Source organism: Parabacteroides sp. PH5-46 (assembly GCF_029892785.1).
Lineage (GTDB): Bacteria > Bacteroidota > Bacteroidia > Bacteroidales > Tannerellaceae > DFXE01.
The window spans coordinates 26,792-48,101 of the sequence record NZ_JARXXA010000015.1 but is presented as its reverse complement, the minus strand read 5'-3'; the positions used below and the strand labels follow the sequence as shown (position 1 = coordinate 48,101).

16 protein-coding genes are annotated in these 21,310 nt (G+C 37.4%); 8 read left to right on the top strand and 8 right to left on the bottom strand.

Annotation, left to right across the window (positions count from 1 at the left end):
- Positions 1–11: 11 nt before the first annotated feature.
- Positions 12–2,750, bottom strand: coding sequence for a DUF4132 domain-containing protein (locus M2470_RS14490; protein WP_280745722.1), 2,739 nt, complete (start codon positions 2,748–2,750; stop codon positions 12–14).
- Between the two features lie 404 nt (positions 2,751–3,154).
- Here M2470_RS14490 and leuS point away from each other — a divergent pair, with 404 nt between their 5' ends.
- From leuS to M2470_RS14470, 4 genes are read left to right on the top strand one after another with little or no spacing between them, the layout of a single operon-like run.
- Positions 3,155–5,992 carry a leucine--tRNA ligase gene (gene leuS, locus M2470_RS14485; RefSeq protein WP_280745721.1) on the top strand — a complete coding sequence of 946 codons (2,838 nt, stop codon included), beginning with the start codon at positions 3,155–3,157 and terminating at the stop codon, positions 5,990–5,992.
- Positions 5,993–6,865 carry a YitT family protein gene (locus tag M2470_RS14480; protein WP_280745720.1) on the top strand — a complete coding sequence of 291 codons (873 nt, stop codon included), beginning with the start codon at positions 5,993–5,995 and terminating at the stop codon, positions 6,863–6,865. It abuts the gene before it with no gap.
- Positions 6,866–6,922: 57 nt separating this feature from the next.
- The gene (locus M2470_RS14475; RefSeq protein WP_280745719.1) at positions 6,923–7,504 is read left to right on the top strand and encodes a non-canonical purine NTP diphosphatase; all 582 of its coding nucleotides are present in this window, start codon (positions 6,923–6,925) and stop codon (positions 7,502–7,504) included.
- 7 nt (positions 7,505–7,511) lie between these two features.
- Entirely contained in the window at positions 7,512–9,788 is a 2,277-nt protein-coding gene (locus tag M2470_RS14470) for a two-component regulator propeller domain-containing protein (protein WP_280745718.1), read from the top strand.
- A 5-nt stretch (positions 9,789–9,793) separates the two neighbouring features.
- On the opposite strand, the gene nadA is transcribed toward M2470_RS14470, so the two are convergent.
- Positions 9,794–10,735 carry a quinolinate synthase NadA gene (nadA, locus tag M2470_RS14465; RefSeq protein ID WP_280745717.1) on the bottom strand — a complete coding sequence of 314 codons (942 nt, stop codon included), beginning with the start codon at positions 10,733–10,735 and terminating at the stop codon, positions 9,794–9,796.
- A gap of 511 nt (positions 10,736–11,246) precedes the next feature.
- Between nadA and M2470_RS14460 the strand changes: the two genes are divergently transcribed.
- Positions 11,247–11,777 (top strand): RNA methyltransferase, encoded by a 531-nt coding sequence (locus M2470_RS14460; RefSeq protein ID WP_280745716.1) that lies wholly within the window; start codon positions 11,247–11,249, stop codon positions 11,775–11,777.
- On the opposite strand, the gene M2470_RS14455 is transcribed toward M2470_RS14460, so the two are convergent.
- A complete protein-coding gene (locus tag M2470_RS14455) occupies positions 11,769–12,296 on the bottom strand; it encodes a DUF4294 domain-containing protein (RefSeq protein ID WP_280745767.1) in 528 nt (175 codons plus the stop codon). The two genes, M2470_RS14460 and M2470_RS14455, sit on opposite strands and share 9 nt — an antisense overlap.
- Before the next feature lie 397 nt (positions 12,297–12,693).
- On the opposite strand from M2470_RS14455, the gene M2470_RS14450 reads away from it, so the two are divergent.
- From M2470_RS14450 to M2470_RS14440, 3 genes are all read left to right on the top strand, one after another.
- Positions 12,694–13,515 (top strand): hypothetical protein, encoded by an 822-nt coding sequence (locus M2470_RS14450; RefSeq protein WP_280745715.1) that lies wholly within the window; start codon positions 12,694–12,696, stop codon positions 13,513–13,515.
- 11 nt (positions 13,516–13,526) lie between these two features.
- The gene (locus tag M2470_RS14445; RefSeq protein WP_280745714.1) at positions 13,527–15,590 is read left to right on the top strand and encodes a helix-hairpin-helix domain-containing protein; all 2,064 of its coding nucleotides are present in this window, start codon (positions 13,527–13,529) and stop codon (positions 15,588–15,590) included.
- A gap of 136 nt (positions 15,591–15,726) precedes the next feature.
- Complete coding sequence (locus M2470_RS14440; RefSeq protein WP_280745713.1) at positions 15,727–18,510, top strand: T9SS type A sorting domain-containing protein; 2,784 nt, start codon at positions 15,727–15,729, stop codon at positions 18,508–18,510.
- Between the two features lie 70 nt (positions 18,511–18,580).
- On the opposite strand, the gene M2470_RS14435 is transcribed toward M2470_RS14440, so the two are convergent.
- The 5 genes from M2470_RS14435 to M2470_RS14415 form a co-directional block, all read right to left on the bottom strand.
- The gene (locus M2470_RS14435; RefSeq protein WP_280745712.1) at positions 18,581–19,093 is read right to left on the bottom strand and encodes a DUF3836 domain-containing protein; all 513 of its coding nucleotides are present in this window, start codon (positions 19,091–19,093) and stop codon (positions 18,581–18,583) included.
- A 142-nt stretch (positions 19,094–19,235) separates the two neighbouring features.
- Complete coding sequence (locus tag M2470_RS14430) at positions 19,236–19,445, bottom strand: helix-turn-helix transcriptional regulator (protein ID WP_280745711.1); 210 nt, start codon at positions 19,443–19,445, stop codon at positions 19,236–19,238.
- A 12-nt stretch (positions 19,446–19,457) separates the two neighbouring features.
- Positions 19,458–19,925 carry a DUF2975 domain-containing protein gene (locus tag M2470_RS14425; RefSeq protein ID WP_280746483.1) on the bottom strand — a complete coding sequence of 156 codons (468 nt, stop codon included), beginning with the start codon at positions 19,923–19,925 and terminating at the stop codon, positions 19,458–19,460.
- Between the two features lie 12 nt (positions 19,926–19,937).
- The gene (locus tag M2470_RS14420; protein WP_280745709.1) at positions 19,938–20,567 is read right to left on the bottom strand and encodes a DUF2975 domain-containing protein; all 630 of its coding nucleotides are present in this window, start codon (positions 20,565–20,567) and stop codon (positions 19,938–19,940) included.
- 13 nt (positions 20,568–20,580) lie between these two features.
- On the bottom strand, positions 20,581–21,228 hold the full coding sequence (locus M2470_RS14415) for a DUF2975 domain-containing protein (protein ID WP_280745708.1): 648 nt from the start codon (positions 21,226–21,228) through the stop codon (positions 20,581–20,583).
- Positions 21,229–21,310: the final 82 nt, after the last annotated feature.

The window sequence follows — 21,310 nt, the reverse complement described above, 5'->3', positions numbered from 1 at the left end:
CAAAAAGTTTTTCACGCTACGGGGTAGCTTACGATTTCTTTGTAGGTGGTTGACAGGCTAGCGGTGTAAGTGCCGTTTATGGCAAAGTCGATATCGCGTATTACTTCTGAGAAGACAATATCAGGTACTTCATGTATAGGAATGGGTAAATAGGATGTTCTGTCGCGGAATTCAATCGTATCCGAAACAGTAGCTACTATATTAAACTCGAAATATATTCGCTGCAAACCTTCGGTATGGTTCGGTAACCAACGGCTATTGTTCGATAAATCAGACAGATCGTCCATGCGAAGATGGTTGTTACCGGTATGCTTGTTGTTATATACTTCGCGGAATAGCTGTTTGAAAGGTTGTGTAATCTCTTTGGCAGACATATATTCCCTACAAAGATGTAAACTGTTAGATTTCAATAATTCTACAGGATGCGCTATATGAACCCGGCTGTTCGGCTCTGGGAAGGCGGATTCCTTACCAGGTAATAACAAAGCTCCTGCCGAGTAAAATCCTGTTATCCCGTCTTCAGTTATATAAACCAGGTTTTTCAATAAGGGAGAGAGAACAGGGTTCTGCATAAATGACACAAGCTCGCTCCAATAGAAAGAAATACCATCCCTCATAAACTGTTCAAGCATTCCTAAAAATCTGGAAGATAGGTTTTTCAGGTTCTTCAGTACAGCTCTCAACTCTTCCATATAGGCATGCTTCCGCAAACGGGCAGGAATACTGCTTAAAGGCCTGTCTCCCTTTACATAACTCAGTTCAAAGTGTCCTTCATCTGTAATCCGGATGTAGATATCTACTCCTTCATATTCTTTGGGGGTAAGATAAGGCTGTATTTCGCTTATCAGCTCCGATTCCATGTGCCACATCAAACGGCTTACATCGTTATAGCCTGCATTTATAGCTAAATTCTGTATACCGGTTTCCACGGCTTTTTTCTCGCTTTCCTGACGTTGGGAGCTGTATCCTTTACTCTCTGCCGAAAACTGCTTCAGATAGCGGTAGCGCTCCAGCAAATCAGTCTTAGAGCGTTTGTTCAGCGGGATAAGGCAATAAAGCATTAACAGTTCTTTATTTCTCTTTCGTTCAAGCTCTTTCCGGATATCCTTTGCTTTTAGTTTGCCATTAATGGCACTGGCATATTTGCATATCTTTTCATGTCCGTTTTCAGTAGTGATAGAGTCGGATGCTTTGCAAAGAAGTTCCATCCTTTTCATACCAAGTTCTTTGTAAATCTCACGGAACCAGTTCAGATCGAAAGCGCCTTGCAGAAGGTATTCCTGATCAACGGGTGTACACCGGGCAATGATTGCTTTTTGCCAGTTTTCGCTATATTCGTCGAGATGGGCATGAAAAAAATGAATGGCATTTGTCAAGCCTTTCCAGCCCGTATAATCTTCTACAATCTCTGCCCATTGAGGAGCATACATAGCAGCTCCAGCTAATTGCTTATCAGATATACGAACACCCTTTAACTGAGTCGATAAGGATGCTGCATTATCTATTTTGAAAGGATAACACCTGCGAAGTAACTCGCTTAATACTTCATTTTTCGTATGAACTGATTTGAAGTAATAATTCGGTTTGGCAAATGACTCCTTTTTAAAGGCTTTCAGAAGTGAAACAAAAGCAGCTACCCCTTCTATATGCTCCAGTTTCATAGCAACCGGTGATACATCCGTTAAGCTATCCGGCTGTTTCAGTTCAACATCCAGTATATGATCGATTACACGCTGTATCAGCTCTTTAAAAGCAGAAAAATCTGTTCGTTTAAAGACATCCAGTTTCTGTTGTTGTGTATCTGTCAGTTTATCAAACAAAAAGGCAGAAGCCAGGCTCATATACTCCTGTGCATTAGAGCGTACTGTCAACTCCTCTATCATTTCCGATTCAGGAATCAATCCCATGACATAGGCTTTGCCGAAATCAAAAACAGATACATATCCCTTATAAAAGTAAAGTGGCGATTTTATTGCAAAAAAGTCGGATTTTATATAATACTGATAAAAAATCCGAAAGAAATCAGCAAATTCTTTATCAGAAATCCGCCCGTTATATATCGACATCCAGTAATCCAGACCTATATGCTGATAGATAAAAACAGTACGTGATTCTTTAGTTCCATAAGAGTCATAAATGTACTCTTTTTTTATACTATTTCTACCTATAAAAGAAAGGAAAGAAATCAATATATTTTTAGCTACATAATTAGCATATTTCGTATCCCAATAAGTTTTCGAAAGTAAATGGATAATTTCATAAACAGTATCATAATAGGAAAGAGATTTCAGGTTATTTTTTAATTCTAACAAGTCGAATCCATAAAATTTAACTATATCTGCTGTAAACTCACGATTCATAAATTCGTAGATACCAAAGTTCTTCCCTTTATCCCGGGTAGCCGATAGAATAAATTCAAGCTGAAGTAAAATTCTAAAGTCTCCGATTTCCTGTTTAAAAAAGTTTCGCCATTCATAAGCCAATGGATAGCAATCTAAGGCCTGTTCTGCTTTCTTCGATTCTGCAAAGGTATCCCCCAGCAAACACAATACTCCGTTTTTTGTAGTATATTCATACGAAGCATGCTTTGCTACGAGGTTATTTAATTTTTCAAATATAGATAGGGATTTTGCATAATTCTTGCCAAATAACTTCTTTACAAAAGCAGGTTCATGTAATAGGGAAAATGTTTTTTTAAAATCAAAATTTTCATCAACATGCATCATTGAATTCCGAAAGTTCACATTCATAAAATACATTCCTCAATCTAAAAAGCAGTTACAAAAGTTAGTCTATATAAAAAACCTTAACTAACTTTTTCTATAATGGCAAATAATACCTTTAATTAATAACGGCAAAAATTTAATTCCTTGTTTTCATGAATCAAGTACGTGCAAATAAACAAAATAATAACAAGTATCAAAAAAATATTACGTTAAAATAATTCTAAATAATAAATAATTCTTTTTTTTTCATTATTATGAGATAAATATAATATAAAACGCACGTTAATATGTAAAAAAATAGTATCATTTTAACTAAACATATCCCACTATCCGGAAAAACAACTGCCTGCTTTGGTATTTACTTCATTTAAAATCACTAACTTTGTGGCCTTAAACGGATAACAAATAAATTTTAGATACAGTTAACAATGGAATACAATTTCAGAGAGATCGAGAAGAAGTGGCAGGAGTACTGGAATGCCCACAAGGTTTACAAAGTATCAGAAGATGAAAGTAAGCCTAAATACTATGTGTTGGATATGTTTCCCTATCCTTCGGGAGCCGGACTACACGTAGGACATCCACTCGGTTACATCGCTTCTGATATTTATTCCCGTTATAAAAGGTTGTGCGGCTTTAACGTATTACACCCTATGGGCTATGATGCCTATGGATTACCTGCCGAGCAATATGCTATCCAGACAGGTCAGCATCCCTATGTTACTACAAACAAAAACATAGAACGATATCGTGAACAGTTGGATAAAATAGGTTTTTCATTCGACTGGAACCGTGAAATACGCACTTGCGATCCGGAATATTATCATTGGACTCAATGGGCATTCATTAAAATGTTCAACAGCTATTATTGCTATGACGAACAACAGGCCCGTCCGATTGAAGAACTTATCCAAGCTTTTGAGCAAGTAGGAGCGGCACCCATGAACGTAGCTTGCAGCGAAGAATATACCTTTACTGCCGATGAGTGGAACGCTAAAAGCGAAGTTGAAAAACAGCAAATATTAATGAACTACCGGATTGCTTACCTGGGTGATACAATGGTGAACTGGTGTCCTGCCCTGGGTACGGTATTGGCTAATGACGAAGTAATCAACGGCCTTTCCGAACGTGGAGGTTATCCTGTAGAACAAAAGATGATGCGCCAATGGTGCTTACGTGTATCCGCTTATGCTCAACGCCTGTTAGACGGATTAAACACCATCGACTGGACAGACTCCTTAAAAGAAACACAACGCAACTGGATAGGCCGCAGCGAAGGGGCAGAAATGATCTTTAAAGTTAAAGATTCGCCTGTAGAATTTACCATATTTACTACCCGTGCCGATACGATTTTCGGAGTTACTTTTATGGTCCTGGCACCTGAAAGTGAATTGGTAGATGCATTAACTACCAGTGAACAACGCGAAGAAGTAAATAAATACCTGGAAACAACTAAAAAGAAAACAGAGCGGGAACGTATTTCCGATAAGAAAGTAACCGGTGTTTTCTCAGGTTCGTATGCCATTAATCCATTGACTCAGGAAGCTATTCCTGTTTGGATCAGTGATTATGTATTGGCGGGTTATGGTACGGGAGCTATTATGGCTGTACCAGGACACGATAGCCGCGACTATGCTTTTGCCAAACATTTTAATCTGCCTATCATCCCATTGATAGAAGGTTGTGACATTTCGGAAGAAAGTTTTGATGCCAAAGAAGGCATCATGATGAACTCTCCGCAAAAAGGAAAAGAAATAACCGGAGGATTGGTATTAAATGGTCTGGAAGTAGCAGAAGCCATTGCCAAAACAAAAGTTTACATAGAAGAAAAGGGATTAGGTAAAATAAAAACTAATTATCGTTTGCGTGATGCAACTTTCAGCCGTCAGCGTTATTGGGGTGAACCATTCCCTATCTATTATGATGCCAACGGACTACCTCAACCTATTCCGATGGATAAACTGCCGCTTCAGTTGCCGGATGTAGATAAGTTCCTACCTACCAAAACAGGAGAACCTCCCTTGGGAAGAGCCGATAAATGGGCATGGGATAGCGTGAAAGGCGAGGTAGTTGAAACATCTAAAATAGACAATAAAACTATCTTCCCGCTGGAATTGAATACCATGCCGGGATTTGCCGGATCATCTGCCTATTACTTACGGTATGAAGATCCTCATAATAATAAAGGACTGGTAGATGCAAAAGTAAATGCTTATTGGCGTAATGTAGACCTTTATCTGGGAGGAACAGAACATGCTACCGGACACTTGATTTACAGTCGTTTCTGGAATAAGTTCCTTTACGATTTAGGAGTCATTAAAGATCAGGAACCTTTTCAAAAACTGATCAATCAGGGGATGATACAGGGACGTTCCAATTTTGTGTACAGAATTAACGGAACAAATACCTTTGTATCATTGAATCTGAAGGATCAATACGAGGTAACTCCTTTACACGTAGATGTAAACATCGTGAGCAATGATATACTGGATACAGAGGCTTTCCGCAATTGGAATCCGGAATATAAAACAGCTGAGTTTATCCTGGAAGATGGAAAATATATCTGCGGATGGGCTGTTGAAAAGATGTCCAAGTCTATGTATAATGTAGTGAATCCGGATGTTATCGTTGATAAATTTGGAGCTGATACCTTGCGCTTGTATGAGATGTTCCTTGGACCATTGGAGCAGTCCAAACCTTGGGATACCAACGGAATAGACGGTGTACATCGCTTCCTGAGAAAGCTATTGGCACTGTTCTATGGCAATACAGAGATTTTACAGGTTACAAATGATGCAGCTTCTGCTAACGAATTAAAAGCACTTCACAAGCTGATTAAAAAGGTATCTTTTGATATTGAACATTTCTCTTTCAATACCTCTGTAAGTGCCTTTATGATTTGTGTTAATGATCTGACATCTCTTAAATGCAATAAGCGGGATATATTGGAGTCATTACTGATTGTTTTATCACCTTTTGCTCCACACCTCACAGAGGAATTATGGCATGTATTAGGCAATACAGAAACAATCGTAAATGCTCAATGGCCTATATATAATGAAGAATATCTGAAAGAAGATATGGTAACGTATGCCGTTTCATTTAACGGTAAAACACGCTTTAGTATAGAATTGCCGGCAGAAATGCCTCGCGAAGATGTTGAAAAAGCTGCTCTAACAGATGAAAACGCAGCTAAATGGTTGGATGGCAAAACTCCTAAAAAGATTATTGTTGTACCACAAAAGATTGTAAACATCGTTATTTAAATGCAAAAACAGATCAGAAGAGCTTTTTATTACATACAAGATTATTTAATGATTTTCATTGGAACCATACTTTATGGGTTTGGTTTCAATGGATTCATTCTTTCCAACGAAATAATAACCGGAGGCGTAAGTGGTATAGGTGCATTGATATTTTTTGCTACCGGTATTCCGGTTTCTGTTTCTTACTTTCTAATTAACATCGTTCTATTAGGCTTTGCTTTCAAGGTTTTAGGTTTTAAGTTTATGATTAAAACCGTTTTCGGTGTTATTTCATTATCCCTTTCTCTTTCGTTTTTTGAGTGGTTACTGGCCGGTATTCCTATTGTTAAAGGTGAACCGTTTATGGCTATTCTTATTGGAGGAGGTATATGTGGAACAGGATTGGGACTGATATTTTCAGCCAACGGAAGTACTGGTGGTACAGATATTATTGCAGCTATTATCAATAAATATAAAAACATATCTATTGGTACGGGTTTATTGCTTTTTGATTTTTTCATTATCAGTTCTTCTTACATTCTTTTCCATGACATAGACAAAATTGTCTTTGGTTTTGTAGAAATGGGAGTCAATAACTATGTACTTGATCGTATTATTAATGCGAACCGCCAATCTGTACAATTCCTTATTTTTACTCAAAAGTATGATGAAATAAAAGAACGGATCCTTATAGACCTGGGAAGAGGTTGTACACTGCTGCACGGAGAAGGGGGATATTCCCAGAAACCAACCAAAGTAGTAGTACTATTAGCCAAAAAATCAGAATCAGTAACTATTTTCCGCTTAATAAAAGAAATAGATAACCAAGCCTTTATTTCACAAAGTATTGTGCGAGGGGTCTATGGAGAAGGCTTTGATCAGATTAAAACCTGACAACCATATAATAAATACTGAAAGGAATATGTTCTGATATAATAAAAAAACAACAGAATGAAGACATTAGTATTCGCTACTAACAACAAACATAAACTGGAAGAAGTAAAAGATATAATCTCTGATAAAGTAAAAGTCCTTTCTTTATCAGAGATTAATTGTCAGGATGATATACCGGAAACAGCCGATACATTAGAGGGAAATGCCTTACTTAAAGCCAGATATATAAAAGAGAAGTATGGCTATGACTGTTTTGCCGACGATACCGGACTGGAAGTAGAAGCCCTGAACAATGCACCGGGCGTCTATTCTGCCCGCTATGCAGGAGATACACATGATGCCGAAGCCAACATGAACAAACTCTTAGATACACTCGAAGGAATAGAAAACAGAAAAGCCCGCTTCCGCACGGTTGTAGCCCTCATATCAGACAATAAAGAATATACATTTGAAGGTATCATAAACGGTACTATTATTACGGAAAAAAGGGGAGGAGAGGGCTTTGGATATGATCCTATCTTTATCCCGGACGGCTATAAGGAAACCTTTGCCGAATTAGGTACTAATATAAAGAATAAAATCAGTCACAGAGCATTAGCCGTTCAAAAATTAGCAACATTTTTATCCACTATATCCTGATTATAGAATGAAACAACTATTTATTATAATCGTTTGCTTATCAAGCATTATTCAAAGCAGTTTTTCTCAAAGCGTAGGTAGTTGGAAATCATATCTTTCTTACTACAATACAACAGGTGTTGCAGAAGGAAATAACTATGTTTTCGGTGTTGCTAACGGTTCTTTATATAGTTATAATGAAGATGACCGAAGCATTAAATATTACTCCAAAGAAACAAATCCTGCTTTAAGCGATAATAATATCACAAGTATAAGTTTCAATAAGAATCAAAAAGTATTAATTGTAGCCTATAAAAATGGTAATATAGATCTGTTAGGAGAGCAACTGATTAATCTCCCATACCTGAAAAACAATACAAGCATACAGGATAAAGAAATAAAAAATATTTATAATTATAACGAAACAGCTTATCTCTCAACTGCTTTTGGTATTGTAGTAATCAATCTTTCCAGAAAAGAAATAAAAGAAACATATCGCTTAGGAACCTCTGTTACATCTGTTTCCATACTTGGAAATGATATTTATGCTGTTACTTCTAATGGTGTATTAAAGGGTTCATTGAGTGATAATCTAATTGATCCGGGAAACTGGCATCCTTACACTGTAGGAACAGAAAATGATAAAGTACAACAGCTTTGCATTTTTAAAAATACATTATGTTTTCTTCTCAAAGGAAAAGGTATTTATTACCAGTCAGGAAATGATTTACGAAGCATATTAAGTAGTACTTCTCTTACAAATATGAAAGTAGAGAATGAAAAATTAGTTGCTTTTTCAAACAGTACTTTATACCTGTTTTCGTCACTTACAGAGAGTGAAAAAGGAAGCTTCAGTGGTATCAGCGATGTATCATCTACTAAGAATGAAAATATTTTCTGGCTGGCTACCGGTACTTCAGGTATTACAGGTATCAAACGAACAGCTGCCAATAAGTACGAGATTATAGAAAACGAAATAAAAAATGATGGACCAAAACGGAATTATACCTTTAATCTTACAATGCATAATAACCAATTATACGTTGTAGGAGGAGGTAGATGGGATGATAGATTCTACCGGACAGGAACAGTTATGATCTATAATACGGAAGATAATAAGTGGAATAATATTGAAGATATCAGCGGATTTACAGATGCAACCTCTATTGCCATTGATCCGAAGGATGATAGCCATTTCTATGTATCATCATGGGGTAAAGGAGTATACGAATTTAAAAACTACGAATTTGCTACAAAATATGATAGGCATAACAGTATATTGGAAGGGGTAAATAATAGTGATTCTTACGTTCGTATAGAGGGTCTTTGCTTTGATAATGCAGGCAATTTATGGATGACAAACAGTGATATAGCAGACGTTATAAAAGTAATGAAAGCAGACGGCAGTTGGAGCAAAATAAGCTTTTCCGATATAGGTACTCCTAACCTGGCCGACAAAATACTGATTAGAAATAATGGTGACAAATGGCTTAACTTGGTAAGAGGAAAAAAAGCCGGCATATTTGTATTTAACGAAAACGGCACTATTGATGATACATCCGATGATACTTATCATTATTTCAGTTCATTAAATGACAGTAACGGTAGTGTGGGAGCCAGTGAATATATTTGCATAACAGAAGATAAAAACGACAATATCTGGATAGGAACCAATAGGGGACCGGTTATTGTATCCAATCCTTCCAATGTGCTTATAAACAAGGAAAATACTAATTTTGAAAGGATTGTTCAGACAGACGAAAACGGAAACTTAAGTTACTTTCTGAGAGATGAACGTATAAAAGCCATTGCTGTAGACGGAGGAAACCGTAAGTGGATAGGAACGGAAAACTCAGGTGTATACCTTGTAAATGAAGATGGTAGCAGCATTATAGAACATTTTACAACCGATAACTCTCCTTTATTATCCAACTCTATTGAAAGTATAGCCATTCATAATAAATCCGGCGAAGTATTCTTTGGAACCGATGCCGGGCTGATTTCCTATTGGGGAGATGCAACAGCAGGCAGTGAAAGTTATTCCGATATATATGCTTATCCTAACCCTGTACGTCCCGATTTTGACGACAAAGTAATCATTACCGGATTGATGGAAAATTCCAATGTAAAAATAACAGACACCAAAGGAAATATCATCTATCAAACCAAATCAGTCGGAGGTCAAATCAGTTGGAACTGCAGAAATGTAAACAACAAAAAAATAGCTCCCGGCGTATATCTGGTATTAGCATCTACCCCGGAAGCGAAAGAAAGTGTCGTTACTAAAATAGCTGTTGTACGATAAAAGAATTATAAACCCAATTTTTCTGATAATTCTAACATCCGTTTAATAGGAAGAACAGCTTTTTGTTGGATATCTTTATCTACCAGTATTTCAGGAGTTTCATTCTTCAGGCAGTTATATAGCTTCTCCATGGTATTTAAGCGCATGAAGTTGCATTCGTTACAAGCGCAAGTACTATCATTCGGAGGAGCCGGAATAAACTCTTTCTGAGGGCTTTTTTTCTTCATTTCATGGATCACTCCACTTTCGGTAGCAACAATGAACTGTTGCTTCTCTGATTGAGTCGTATGCCTTATTAAAGCAGCTGTAGAACCTACAAAATCTGAAATATTTATAATGGGTTGTTTACATTCGGGATGAGTGATTACTTCAGCTTCCGGATATTCTTCTTTCAGTTTCAAAATCTTTTCCAATGAGAACTGCTCATGTACATGGCAGGCACCGTCCCAAAGCAACATATTGCGTCCTGTGATACTATTTATATAGTTACCCAGGTTTCTATCGGGCCCGAATATGATCTTGGTATCCTTCGGAAAACTATCAACAATCTGTTTGGCATTGGTAGAGGTTACTACAACATCTGTTACAGCCTTTACAGCTGCTGTTGTATTCACATACGAAATAACCGTATGATCGGGATGCTGACTGACAAACTCGGCAAATTGATCGGCCGGACAGCTGTCCGCCAAGGAGCAACCTGCATTCAGATCCGGAACAAGTACCTTTTTATCGGGACATAAGATTTTGGCTGTTTCACCCATAAAGTGAACCCCGCAAAGTACAATGATATCTGCAGTTGTCTTGGCCGCCCATTGGGCCAATGCCAGGCTATCACCTACAAAATCCGCTATATCCTGTATATCGCCCGTTTGGTAGTAATGGGCCAGGATGATAGCATTCTTCTCTTTTCTCAATGTATCGATTGCTTGTTTCATGTCTTTATTCATAATATGCAAAGTTATAACATTCTTCTTTATGAAACGGAACCTCCCGAAATTTAGTTATCCACCATTTATTATTATTATTTCTTTTAACTTTTAATTTAAAAAATCTAAGATGATGATGATGTAGTGTTGAAACCGTTCATACTTTTCAGAGACAATCCTTGCTTTTTAAGTTGTTAGTTCCTTACATTGGGTTATCAACAATTAATCACTTACTTTTCTACTTGTTTATCAGTTCTTTTCTATTGTTATCAACATAGTATTGATAAGAACGGGAGCCTAAAAAATATGGCTGTTAAAAGGCTCTTTTCTGTGCATATCTAATGTTGATATTGGGTAACAAACTCCTTCAAACTTTTTTTGTTTACTACGTTTCATGTAAGGTATAAGCAAGAATTTCAATTATACAAGTTTTTTCCTTTATTTGATTTCACGACTTATTCAATTCTTTTGAACGAGCTTTGAACATACTATAAACATGAAAAGCTTACTTTTGTATCAAATATACTAAAATATGCGCAAACTTAAGATAACAGAGTTAAATCGTCTTACTCCTGAGGGGTTCAAACAGAGTGAAAAAATACCACTTATTGTGGTATTGGATCATGTACGAAGCCTTAATAATGTAGGTTCGGTATTTCGTACGTCTGACGCTTTTCGTGTAGAGGCCGTTTATTTGTGTGGGATAACAGCCAGCCCGCCTCATCCTGAGATACATAAGACGGCTCTGGGAGCTGAGGATACGGTAGATTGGCTTTATTTTTCTGATACGCTTGAAGCGGTTGATAAGTTGAAAAAAGAGGGATATACTATTTGTGCCGTTGAACAGGCGAAAGGAAGTATTATGCTTGATAAGTTGCTGTTAGACAAAGAAAAGAAGTATGCTATTATTTTTGGAAACGAAGTAAAAGGCGTTCAGCAAACAGTTGTTGATAACTGCGATTTATGTATTGAAATACCTCAGTACGGAACCAAACATTCGCTGAATATTTCTGTTTCGGCCGGAATTGTAATCTGGGATCTGTTTAAGCAGTTGTCAGATTAAGCCGTTTTCTACCAATACAACAATTCTTTCGGTCATTTTATCGTTCCCTTTCGGATCATATTCCGACTTCAGGCTGGCGCCGAACATACCGGCGAAAAGGTTCCAGAATCCGGCTCTGAAACTCCCCAGGTAAGCCTTCAGGAGGTTGTAGCTGGATTGGTTACATTCCCTGTCTATCAGTTTGATAAGTAACTTTCCTTGCGAAAAAGTCAGTTTTTTCAGTTCCGGTTTGTATTGTTTGAACAGTTCCTTCTCCATTTTTTCCAAGTGTTTCTGTCTGGATTTATCGTCCGGAAGTGTTTCCATATATTCGTATGTTTCTATTAAGGTGTAATACACCATCTTGGCGTAGGGTAGGGTGCGTTTTACATCCCGTACCAGTTTGGTATATTTTTCCTGTTCTTTTTTGCTTTTGAATTTTACTTCGGGATATACATATATGTTCCTCAAATGTACAATAGCTATTGTATCTCCCTCATCAACAACGGCTCTTTGTACATCTGCAGGTATTGCATTCATCTTTATTTGCTGGGCTTTTCCCGTAAAGCAACAAAACAGGAATACAATACCAATAATATACCCTTTCAGATCACTCATAACATACAAAAATAACTGATTTACTGATTAATTGTTCGCTTTTCACACTATTTATAAGATTTACAGGTCTTGATACAATGCGATAGCGACTATCAGGTATTTTGTTTTCAATATTTTTACTGGGTTACATATATAGACCAGCTGGTTCACAGCTGTGACTCAACTGGTCGACAACTGTGAACCAGCTGGTCGACAGCCGTGAACCACGTGGGTCACAACTGTGACCCAGCAACTTCCTCATAAATAAAGGATTTGGCAGGTGTATACTTAATTAGTACCTTTGCGACTGATTTTTAGCAATAACCCAAAAAACCTTTCTATGAAGAAGCTGGTAAAAATACAGCTGTATTTTGTGTGTTTTTTTCTGAGTACCTGTACGTTATACGCCGCGAATAATTTGCGTATGCTGGATATACGTAGTATGGGTATGGGTGGAAACGGTGTAACCGGATCTCCTTTGTTTAATCCTGCCCTGATAGCCATTCCCGGCGAAAGTAACATTCATCTTAATTACTTCAATCGATACGGACTGAAGGAGTTAGCTACTATTAATGGAGGATTTCATTTCCCGAATGATATACTGTCCTTTGGTTTGGATGTATTGTCTTTCGGCTATGATGCGTATCGAGAGAGTATGTTTCGCTTATCGCTTGGAAAACAGTTGAGTAGCCGTTTTTCATTGGGTATAAGCATTCAATATGCTATGTTGCAGACTGAGTTGATGGAAGACAGGCTGGGACGTTTATCTACAGATGTGGGGATAAGTTACTCTCCTTTTGAAAACTTGTTGATAGGTATGTTGATAATGGATCGTCCGGCAGTTTTTATAGGAGATAAATCATTTGAAATAAAGGATTTTACAGCCTATTTATTGCAAATTGGATTTAGATGGGAAGTTATCAACAAACTGTTTATATCTGCTACCTTGGAGAGCAATGATGAAAAGGCTGTAACAGCTGAAGCAGGGGTAGAATATATACCATTTGATCAATTTAGCCTGCGGGCTGGAATAAGAGGGAACCCTTTACTCCCTTCGTTTGGTATAGGGTATGGTTTTTCCTTGTTCAGGATAGATGTAGCGGCGGTTTATCATCCGGTGTTAGGGATTAGTTCAGGGGTAGGCCTTATGTTTTCTTTTTAAAAGCCTTACAGATGAAAAAATTGTTCATAAACTTGTTTATACTTCTGTTGATAAGTTGTTATCAACTCAAAGCACAATATGTATTTTCTGTTGATAAGTGGATGGAATATGTTGATGAATTAGCTTTGGAGGCTGAAAATGCAGAAGAAATAGAGACGCTATACAATGAGTTATCCTATCTGGCGGATCATCCTTTGGATTTGAATTTAATTACAGCAGAGCAACTTAGACGATTACCTTTCTTATCCGATCTGCAGATTGAACAGATCATAAACTATCGCGAGCGATATGGAAAACTTGTTAGTATCTATGAACTAAAAAATATAGAACAGCTTGATTTTCAAACGATAGACTTATTACTTTCTTTCACATATATTGGTGAATTAAAAGTTGAAAAGCGTCCATTTACGGTTCATAACCTGTTGAAATATGGTTCAAATGAGCTACAGTTGAGGTATGATAATTGTTTTCAACAAAAGAAAGGCTATCGTACACAGCCTGATAGTCTGCTTGAAAAATATCCGAACCGCCAATACCTTGGTGAGCCGTTCTATCATTCCTTGCGATATTCCTATACGTTTGATGATCGTCTGCAAGCCGGTTTTGTTGCCGAAAAAGATGCAGGAGAGCCCTTTTGGAACCGGCATCATAAAGGCTATGATTATTACTCAATCCATTTTTTATTGAAAGATTTGAAATGGTTGAAAACCTTGGCGATTGGTGATTACAAGATGTCTTTCGGGCAGGGATTGGTTGTCAGCCAGGAGTTTACTCCCGGAAAAGGTACCTTTGTTACACAGGCAGAGAGAAGGTTCAACGGCTTCCGGAGGCACTTTTCAACCAACGAAAACGACTTTTTCCGTGGAGCTGCCGCTACTGTATCTGCCGGCAAAAAAATGGATATCAGCTTCTTTTATTCCTATAAGAAAACGGATGCTTCAATAGCTGATAGTAATATAGTTACTTCTATTATTACGAACGGGTTACATCGTTTGCCAAGAGAGAGGGAGAAAAGAAAAATCTTACCGCTACGTACATTTGGCGGGAATATCCGATATGCTACACCCAATGTTTGTCTGGGCTTTACGGTGCTTTCTTATTCCTTTGGCAATTATACGATAAATCCGGATCCAAAACCTTATAATTACTTCTATTTCAGAGGAAATAAGAATGTGAACGCAAGTGTGGATTACCTGTTGAAAAACCGATACCTGAAATTTTATGGTGAAACGGCTATCTCTCAAAACAAAGCTATTTCTACCCTGAATGCCTTGCAGTTAACACCGGTATCCTATATATCACTATTGCTGTTATACCGTTATTACGACCCGGCTTATCAGGCTTTCTACGGAAATGCCTTCTCACAAAATACAACACCCCAGAATGAACAAGGCCTGTATATAGGGCTTGAATTGAGCCCTTTTGCACATTGGAAGGTATCAGCCTCTGCAGACCATTTCCGCTTCCCTTGGTTGAAATACGGGGTAGATGCGCCCTCATCAGGAAGTGAGTATATGCTCCGGCTGGACTATTCAGAAATAGAAAAGGTTTCTTTTTATATACGATACAAATACAGGCAAAAAGAGAAAAACATATCAGTTCCTGATAAAAATACTGTTTCCGTACTGCCTTATAATCAGCACAGATTGCGCATGCAGGTACAGTCTGAAGTAGTAGCTGTTTATTTGAAAACCTCGCTGGAAGGCGTGCTATATAAGGAAAAGGAACGTTCCGGAAGTAAAGGCATTATGCTGGCTCAAAGCCTGGGGTGGAAGCCAAAGACGATCCCTTTTCAGCTTGATTTGCACGCTGCTGTGTTTTGTACTGAAGACTATGCAAGCCGCCTTAGTTCATACGAAAAGAACATATTATATGCCTTTTCCATGCCTTCGTTCTATGGGAGTGGCTATCGTTTGGCGGCTACTTTTCGATGGAACATAACAAATCGCTTATCCCTGTCTGCCAAAGTAGGGCATACCTGTTACTCAGACAGAGAAATAATCGGATCAGAGTTGGAAGAAATAGAGGGAAACAAGAAGACAGATATGTATACGCTTTTGCGATGGAAATTCTGAACAAGTTCCAAAAAAACAGGGAAATAAGTTGTTTGAACCGAAAAATTATATACTTTCGTTCGGAATAGGCATAAGAGAGAGGATATATGTTTTCTTCCTCTTATGCTATTTTTATATATGGATATATTTAAATGATATGAATAAAAAATACCGTCTTATTATTTTGTTTGGAGTCATATGTTTGTCTTTCGGTAAATTATATGCCCAAATCAGTGAAGGAGGATTACCACCCAGTTTTAACTATGAAAGTTCACTGAGAAGTACAATCCCTTCCATACAGCTTCCCATCACATTTAATGTAGAAGATATGAAACTGGTGGATGCCTGGCAGCTAAGCCAGGGACAGCCTCTGAAAGTAGCCAGACTAATAGAAACAAACCTGAGTATAAGCAATGATGGTGCCTGGCAAACATTGCCGGGTGGAGAAAGGATATGGCAACTGAATATAGAAGCAGACGGAGCCATTGCCCTGATGCTTTATTACAGGGCTTTCCATATTCCGGAAGGAGGAAAACTATTTATTTATAATGCGGATAAAACACAGGTTTTGGGAGCTTATACAAATAAAACCAACCCGAAAACCGAGAAATTTGCAACAGAATTTGTTGCCGGAGATGATATTATCCTGGAATATGTAGCTGCTGTAAGCGGAGAGCAACCTTTGATCGAAATAGAAGCAGTAGGCTATGGATATAACCACCTGACAGTAAGTAATACCCCTTCGCTGAGGAGTTCTTCCGGTACTTGTGAAGTAAACATAAACTGCGAAGAAGGGGAAGAGTGGCAGACACAAAAAACAGGTGTTTGTAAAATGCTCCAACGGATAGGAAAGGAGTCGTTTATATGCTCGGCTTCACTGGTTAATAATACAGCGCAGGATTTTAAGCCTTATATCCTCTCGGCCAACCATTGTTCGGAAGGTACACAAGCAGTAGCTTCCGAATCGGATTATAATCAGTGGGTATTCTATTTTCATTATGAAAAAAAAGGATGTGATAATCTTTCGGGACATCTTTCAACCCAAACAATGACGGGTTGCAAAAGGATAGCTGCCACTCCGCTGAATGGCGGTTCCGATGGCTTGCTATTATTACTGAACCAACATATACCGGAAAATTATTATGCCTATTATAACGGCTGGAACAGAACAAATACAGGAGCTAAATCGGGAGTAGGAATTCATCATCCTCAGGGTGATTATAAGAAGATATCTACCTTTACAAGCCAGTCTACAACCATTGGCTGGGAAGATGAAGATGGAAATAAAGGCGCCAGAGGCGCCCATTGGAATGTTTTCTTTACAGAAACAGTAAACGGGCATGGAGTAACAGAGGGTGGCTCTTCCGGCTCACCTCTTTTTAACCAGGATAAGCTGATTGTAGGTACCTTGAGTGGTGGTAATTCAAGCTGTGAAGATTCAAATGGTCTGAACCTCTATGGAAAGCTATATTATCATTGGAATCAATATAGCAGGGATAGTATCGGGCGAATGGATATCTGGCTGGATCCGCTCGGTTCGGGTGTAGAAACTCTGCAAGGAACCTATCAGGTTGAACCTGTGGTGATAGAAAAGCCAACCAATCTGCAGGGCAATTATGTTGACGGACAAGTATTGCTAAGCTGGGATGCTCCGGCTACTCAACAGCCTCTCAGCTATAATGTATATAAAAGCGGGATTTTTGAAGCGAATATTTCCGGTCTGTCTTATGTAGACAACTCGCCTAAGAGCGGAACTACAAACTATGGTGTTTCAGCCGTATATGCCAATAATACGGAGTCTATGCCTACCAGTAAGTCTGTTTATGTAATGAAATATCTCGGCCCCTCTAATCCTACAGCCCGCTATGAAGCTTCTCAGGGAGTGCTTCTCAACTGGGATGCCCCTATTTACCAGCAAACGATTTACTGGGGAACAGAAATTCCGGTTTATATAGTAACTCTTGACGGAAGCCCGTTCTATTTCGGACAAAGCTGGAGCCATGAAGAGATAGCTCCTTTTAATAATAAGCTGCTGAAAGCGGTACGCTTCTTCCCGGCCAAAAATGTTACATATTCTATACTGATTACGCAGGGCAAGCGTAAATACACACAAAATGTAAGTAATTTGACGTACAATAAGTTCAATACAATAGAGTTGACTACTCCATTTACGATCAGCAATAATAGCGATCTGATTGTTGCTATATATGCATCTGAATTTAGTGAATCAGACTATCCGGCGTATTGTGACGGAGGGCCTGCTGCGAATGAAAGAGGAAACCTGATATCTGAAGATGGCGTAAATTGGGAAGCCTTATACGATGGCGAAGGCGAGGATGATTTCAACTATAATTTCCTGGTAGCAGCTATTGTTACTTCCGAAGAGGGTAATTCGGCAAGGAGCGCTTCTGCAAGTGATCTGGTATTGACTAAATCGGCCTTAAAACCTTTGATGAAACAGCTTGAGCAGGTACAGACGGAAGGGGTATCACTCCGTAGTGCAACCCCATATGCTTTCCCTAATCTGACTGGATATCATGTTTACAGAGACAATCAAAAGATCAACCGCTCACTTGTAACAAATACACATTACGTAGACCAAACACCGGGAGGAAACGGTAGTTATTCCTATGCCGTATCGGCGATGTATGGTAACGTAGAAAGCACGCAGACAGAAGTAAGCGGAAGTGTTATTGTTGACGTTGAAAATATCCTGCAAAACAAGGTTTCAATTGCTCCTACATCTTTCAGTACTTATGTAAACCTGATAAATGCTGAGCAGGTAAAAACACTGGAAATAATCTCGATTGACGGCAAGTTACACAAACGGATAGAACGCCCGCAAGGCTTTATTCATACAGAGTCACTACCCAAAGGCTTCTACCTGTTCCGTTTGACAACCGACAAAGAAACCTGTATAATAAAGGCTATTAAACGATAAAAATAAAACCCCCTCCGGCAAGCCGGAGGGGGAGTAATACTCAATCAAATAATGCAAAGTAAAAGTGTGTCTATTGCATATTATAAGCTATAAAATGAGTATCCAATGAAAAATGTTCTTTAATGCTCCAGTTTATTTCTGAATTATCTTTTTCATATAGCGTATATGAAGATATTAGTTGCTCATTAGATAATTGGTAAACAGCTCTCTCTATCGGACTATCGAAATCATTTTTTGAATCATTCCATTCGGCATATTCCAAGGTTACATCATTCAACAGTTCGTTATAGCTATAGAGTATAATAGCTGAATGTTCCCACGCATTTCTTTTCTCATTCCAATAGGAAGCTTTCCGGCTTTTCAGCATGCCATTATCCGTATAAGTGTATTCATACAGAATGTGGCGTTTGTGTGTATTATCAAAAGAATTCAGTTTGCAAATTTCTTTTGATGTTACTACTCCGTTTTCTTCATACGTATTGTAAAGAAATTCGGGAAGAGACTGTGCGTTTACACTTGATACAGACACTGAAAATAAAGCTACGAATGCTACTACTACGATGTTTAATACTGACTTTTTCATGATTTTAATTTTTAATTTATTAATGTATTTATTTTCTTTTTTTGAGCATAACTATGGCTCTTCAAGCATAATATGTACTTGAATAATGTTTGTAATATATTAGTTGTTTTTCTGTTTAAATAATCACAGAATAGAAAAAATTTTACTCGTCTTTTTTATATTCCAGGATATCGGCAGGTTGACAATCCAACTCTTCACAGATGGCTTCGAGCGTAGAAAATCGTATTGCTTTTGCTTTTCCTGTTTTCAATATGGATAGATTAGCGGGAGTAATATCTATGCGTTCTGCCAACTCACCCAGCGATATCTTTCTTTTCGCCATCATCACATCTAAGTTTACTATAATTCCCATCGCTAAGTTGTTTTAGATTGTTAGTTCTTGTTCTTCTTTTAAACGTAGCCCTATTGCAAACACTTCAGCAATTACAAGTACAAAGAGTGTTATAACTAACGCGTAATAATCTATTGGGTCGCCAATTCCACCTTGTATCCCCCAAATCTCTACCATATTCGTTGCCGATGAAAGAATAAAATGGATAAAAAGTGCAAAAGCAGTAAAGCGAAAGAAACGGATATTCATCCACTCAAAAACAACAGAGTTATTGATATTACGTATAATAATTACGAATAATATGCCGGCAAATAGTATGATATTCAGGTCTAATGCCCATAATGCAATTTTGGATAATTCCCATGGCGAGTCAAAATTAATGCTTACAGTGCCTTTTCCTAAGTTATAACACCACATAGCTGTATCCCAGTGGTTACTTAGTAATGCAATAATACAAGCAGTAATCAACCATACACAATATATATTTAATCTCTTTTTCATCATTCAATATTATTAGATTGTTAGTTCTTGTTCTTCTTTTAATCTGATGCCATAAGCAAATATTTCGGCAAATAAGAAGAATATCAGAGATACCCAAAGGGGACCAAGACGAAAATCGGGAGTAGATAATTGATAACCTTCCAGATAGAATTGTTTTTTTGCTATTAAATATTCAATATAGTCATAGAAATTGAAATAAAGAAAATTAGTTAAAAGGGTTATTGCTATAAACCTCATATACTTGATATTTGGTTTGATAAAAATAGCTCCATTTTTAATGTTGCGGATGAATTTTACAAAATATGCGATGCTGAAAATGAGCAAGACAAAGATAAGTAAAACTAATATGCCTTTGCTTGCTGAAACCCATAATGGAATTTCAATTTCTGCTTCGACAGATTGAGTTTTATACCTTATGGTCTGATTATCTGACAAACGTATCGTTTTATCCGGATATTGATCTGTTCCTGATGGCTGTATTAAACATTCAACAAAATTAGAGTGTCTCTCTTCTTCATTACTATATACTTCTGTCCCGCCTTTGATAGCGTTAGAGATTGCAATATGCATACCATTACCTAAAACGAAAAGTAATAAAGCAAGTAGTGCGAAAAAAATGATATTGATTCTTCTCTTTTCCATTGTTTAATAAATATTAGATTGTTAACTCTTGTTCTTCTTTTAATTTTAAACCAATGGCGAATATTTCCGCTACCAGGAGAGATACTAAACCCAATACTAAACTAAGTGTATGAATTATATTAATACCACTTATTTTATAATTATCAAATTCTATGATTTCCTTAAGCGATTGTACATAAAAATATTCCATGATAGCATTGACCAGAAAGAAAATAATGAATCCTATTCCTATAAAACGCAAACGTTTTATATTGATTCTATCAAAAATGATTGAATTGTTTATTGTATTAATGAGTCTGACAAATCTTATAATCATAATTATACCCAAAGCAAAAATAAACAAACTGGGAAATATCGACCATATAGTATACTTTTCCATTTTTTTAGAACTTTCCATCTTTACTTCAACAGAAGAACTTCTATATGATACCTTAGTATCACTTTTTTTATTATACAATGTATCCGGATAAACCGTATATTTTACCGGTTTTACGTCGAAAGCCAGATAACCGTCCATTTTTATCGATTCCCCTGGAACTTGCTTAGTCCCCTGGGTAAAACCTTCAATAAAAGAGTTGATCCCTTTATACATATTTTGTCCTATTAACATCCCGAAGGTTAGGAGTACCAACATGGAAATAATGTTTAATCGTTTTTTCATTGTTCAATAAATATTAGTTGTTATTCATGTGTTATTTATCGTTTTTCGATATGCAAATGAAAATAGAATTTTTTAATCTACC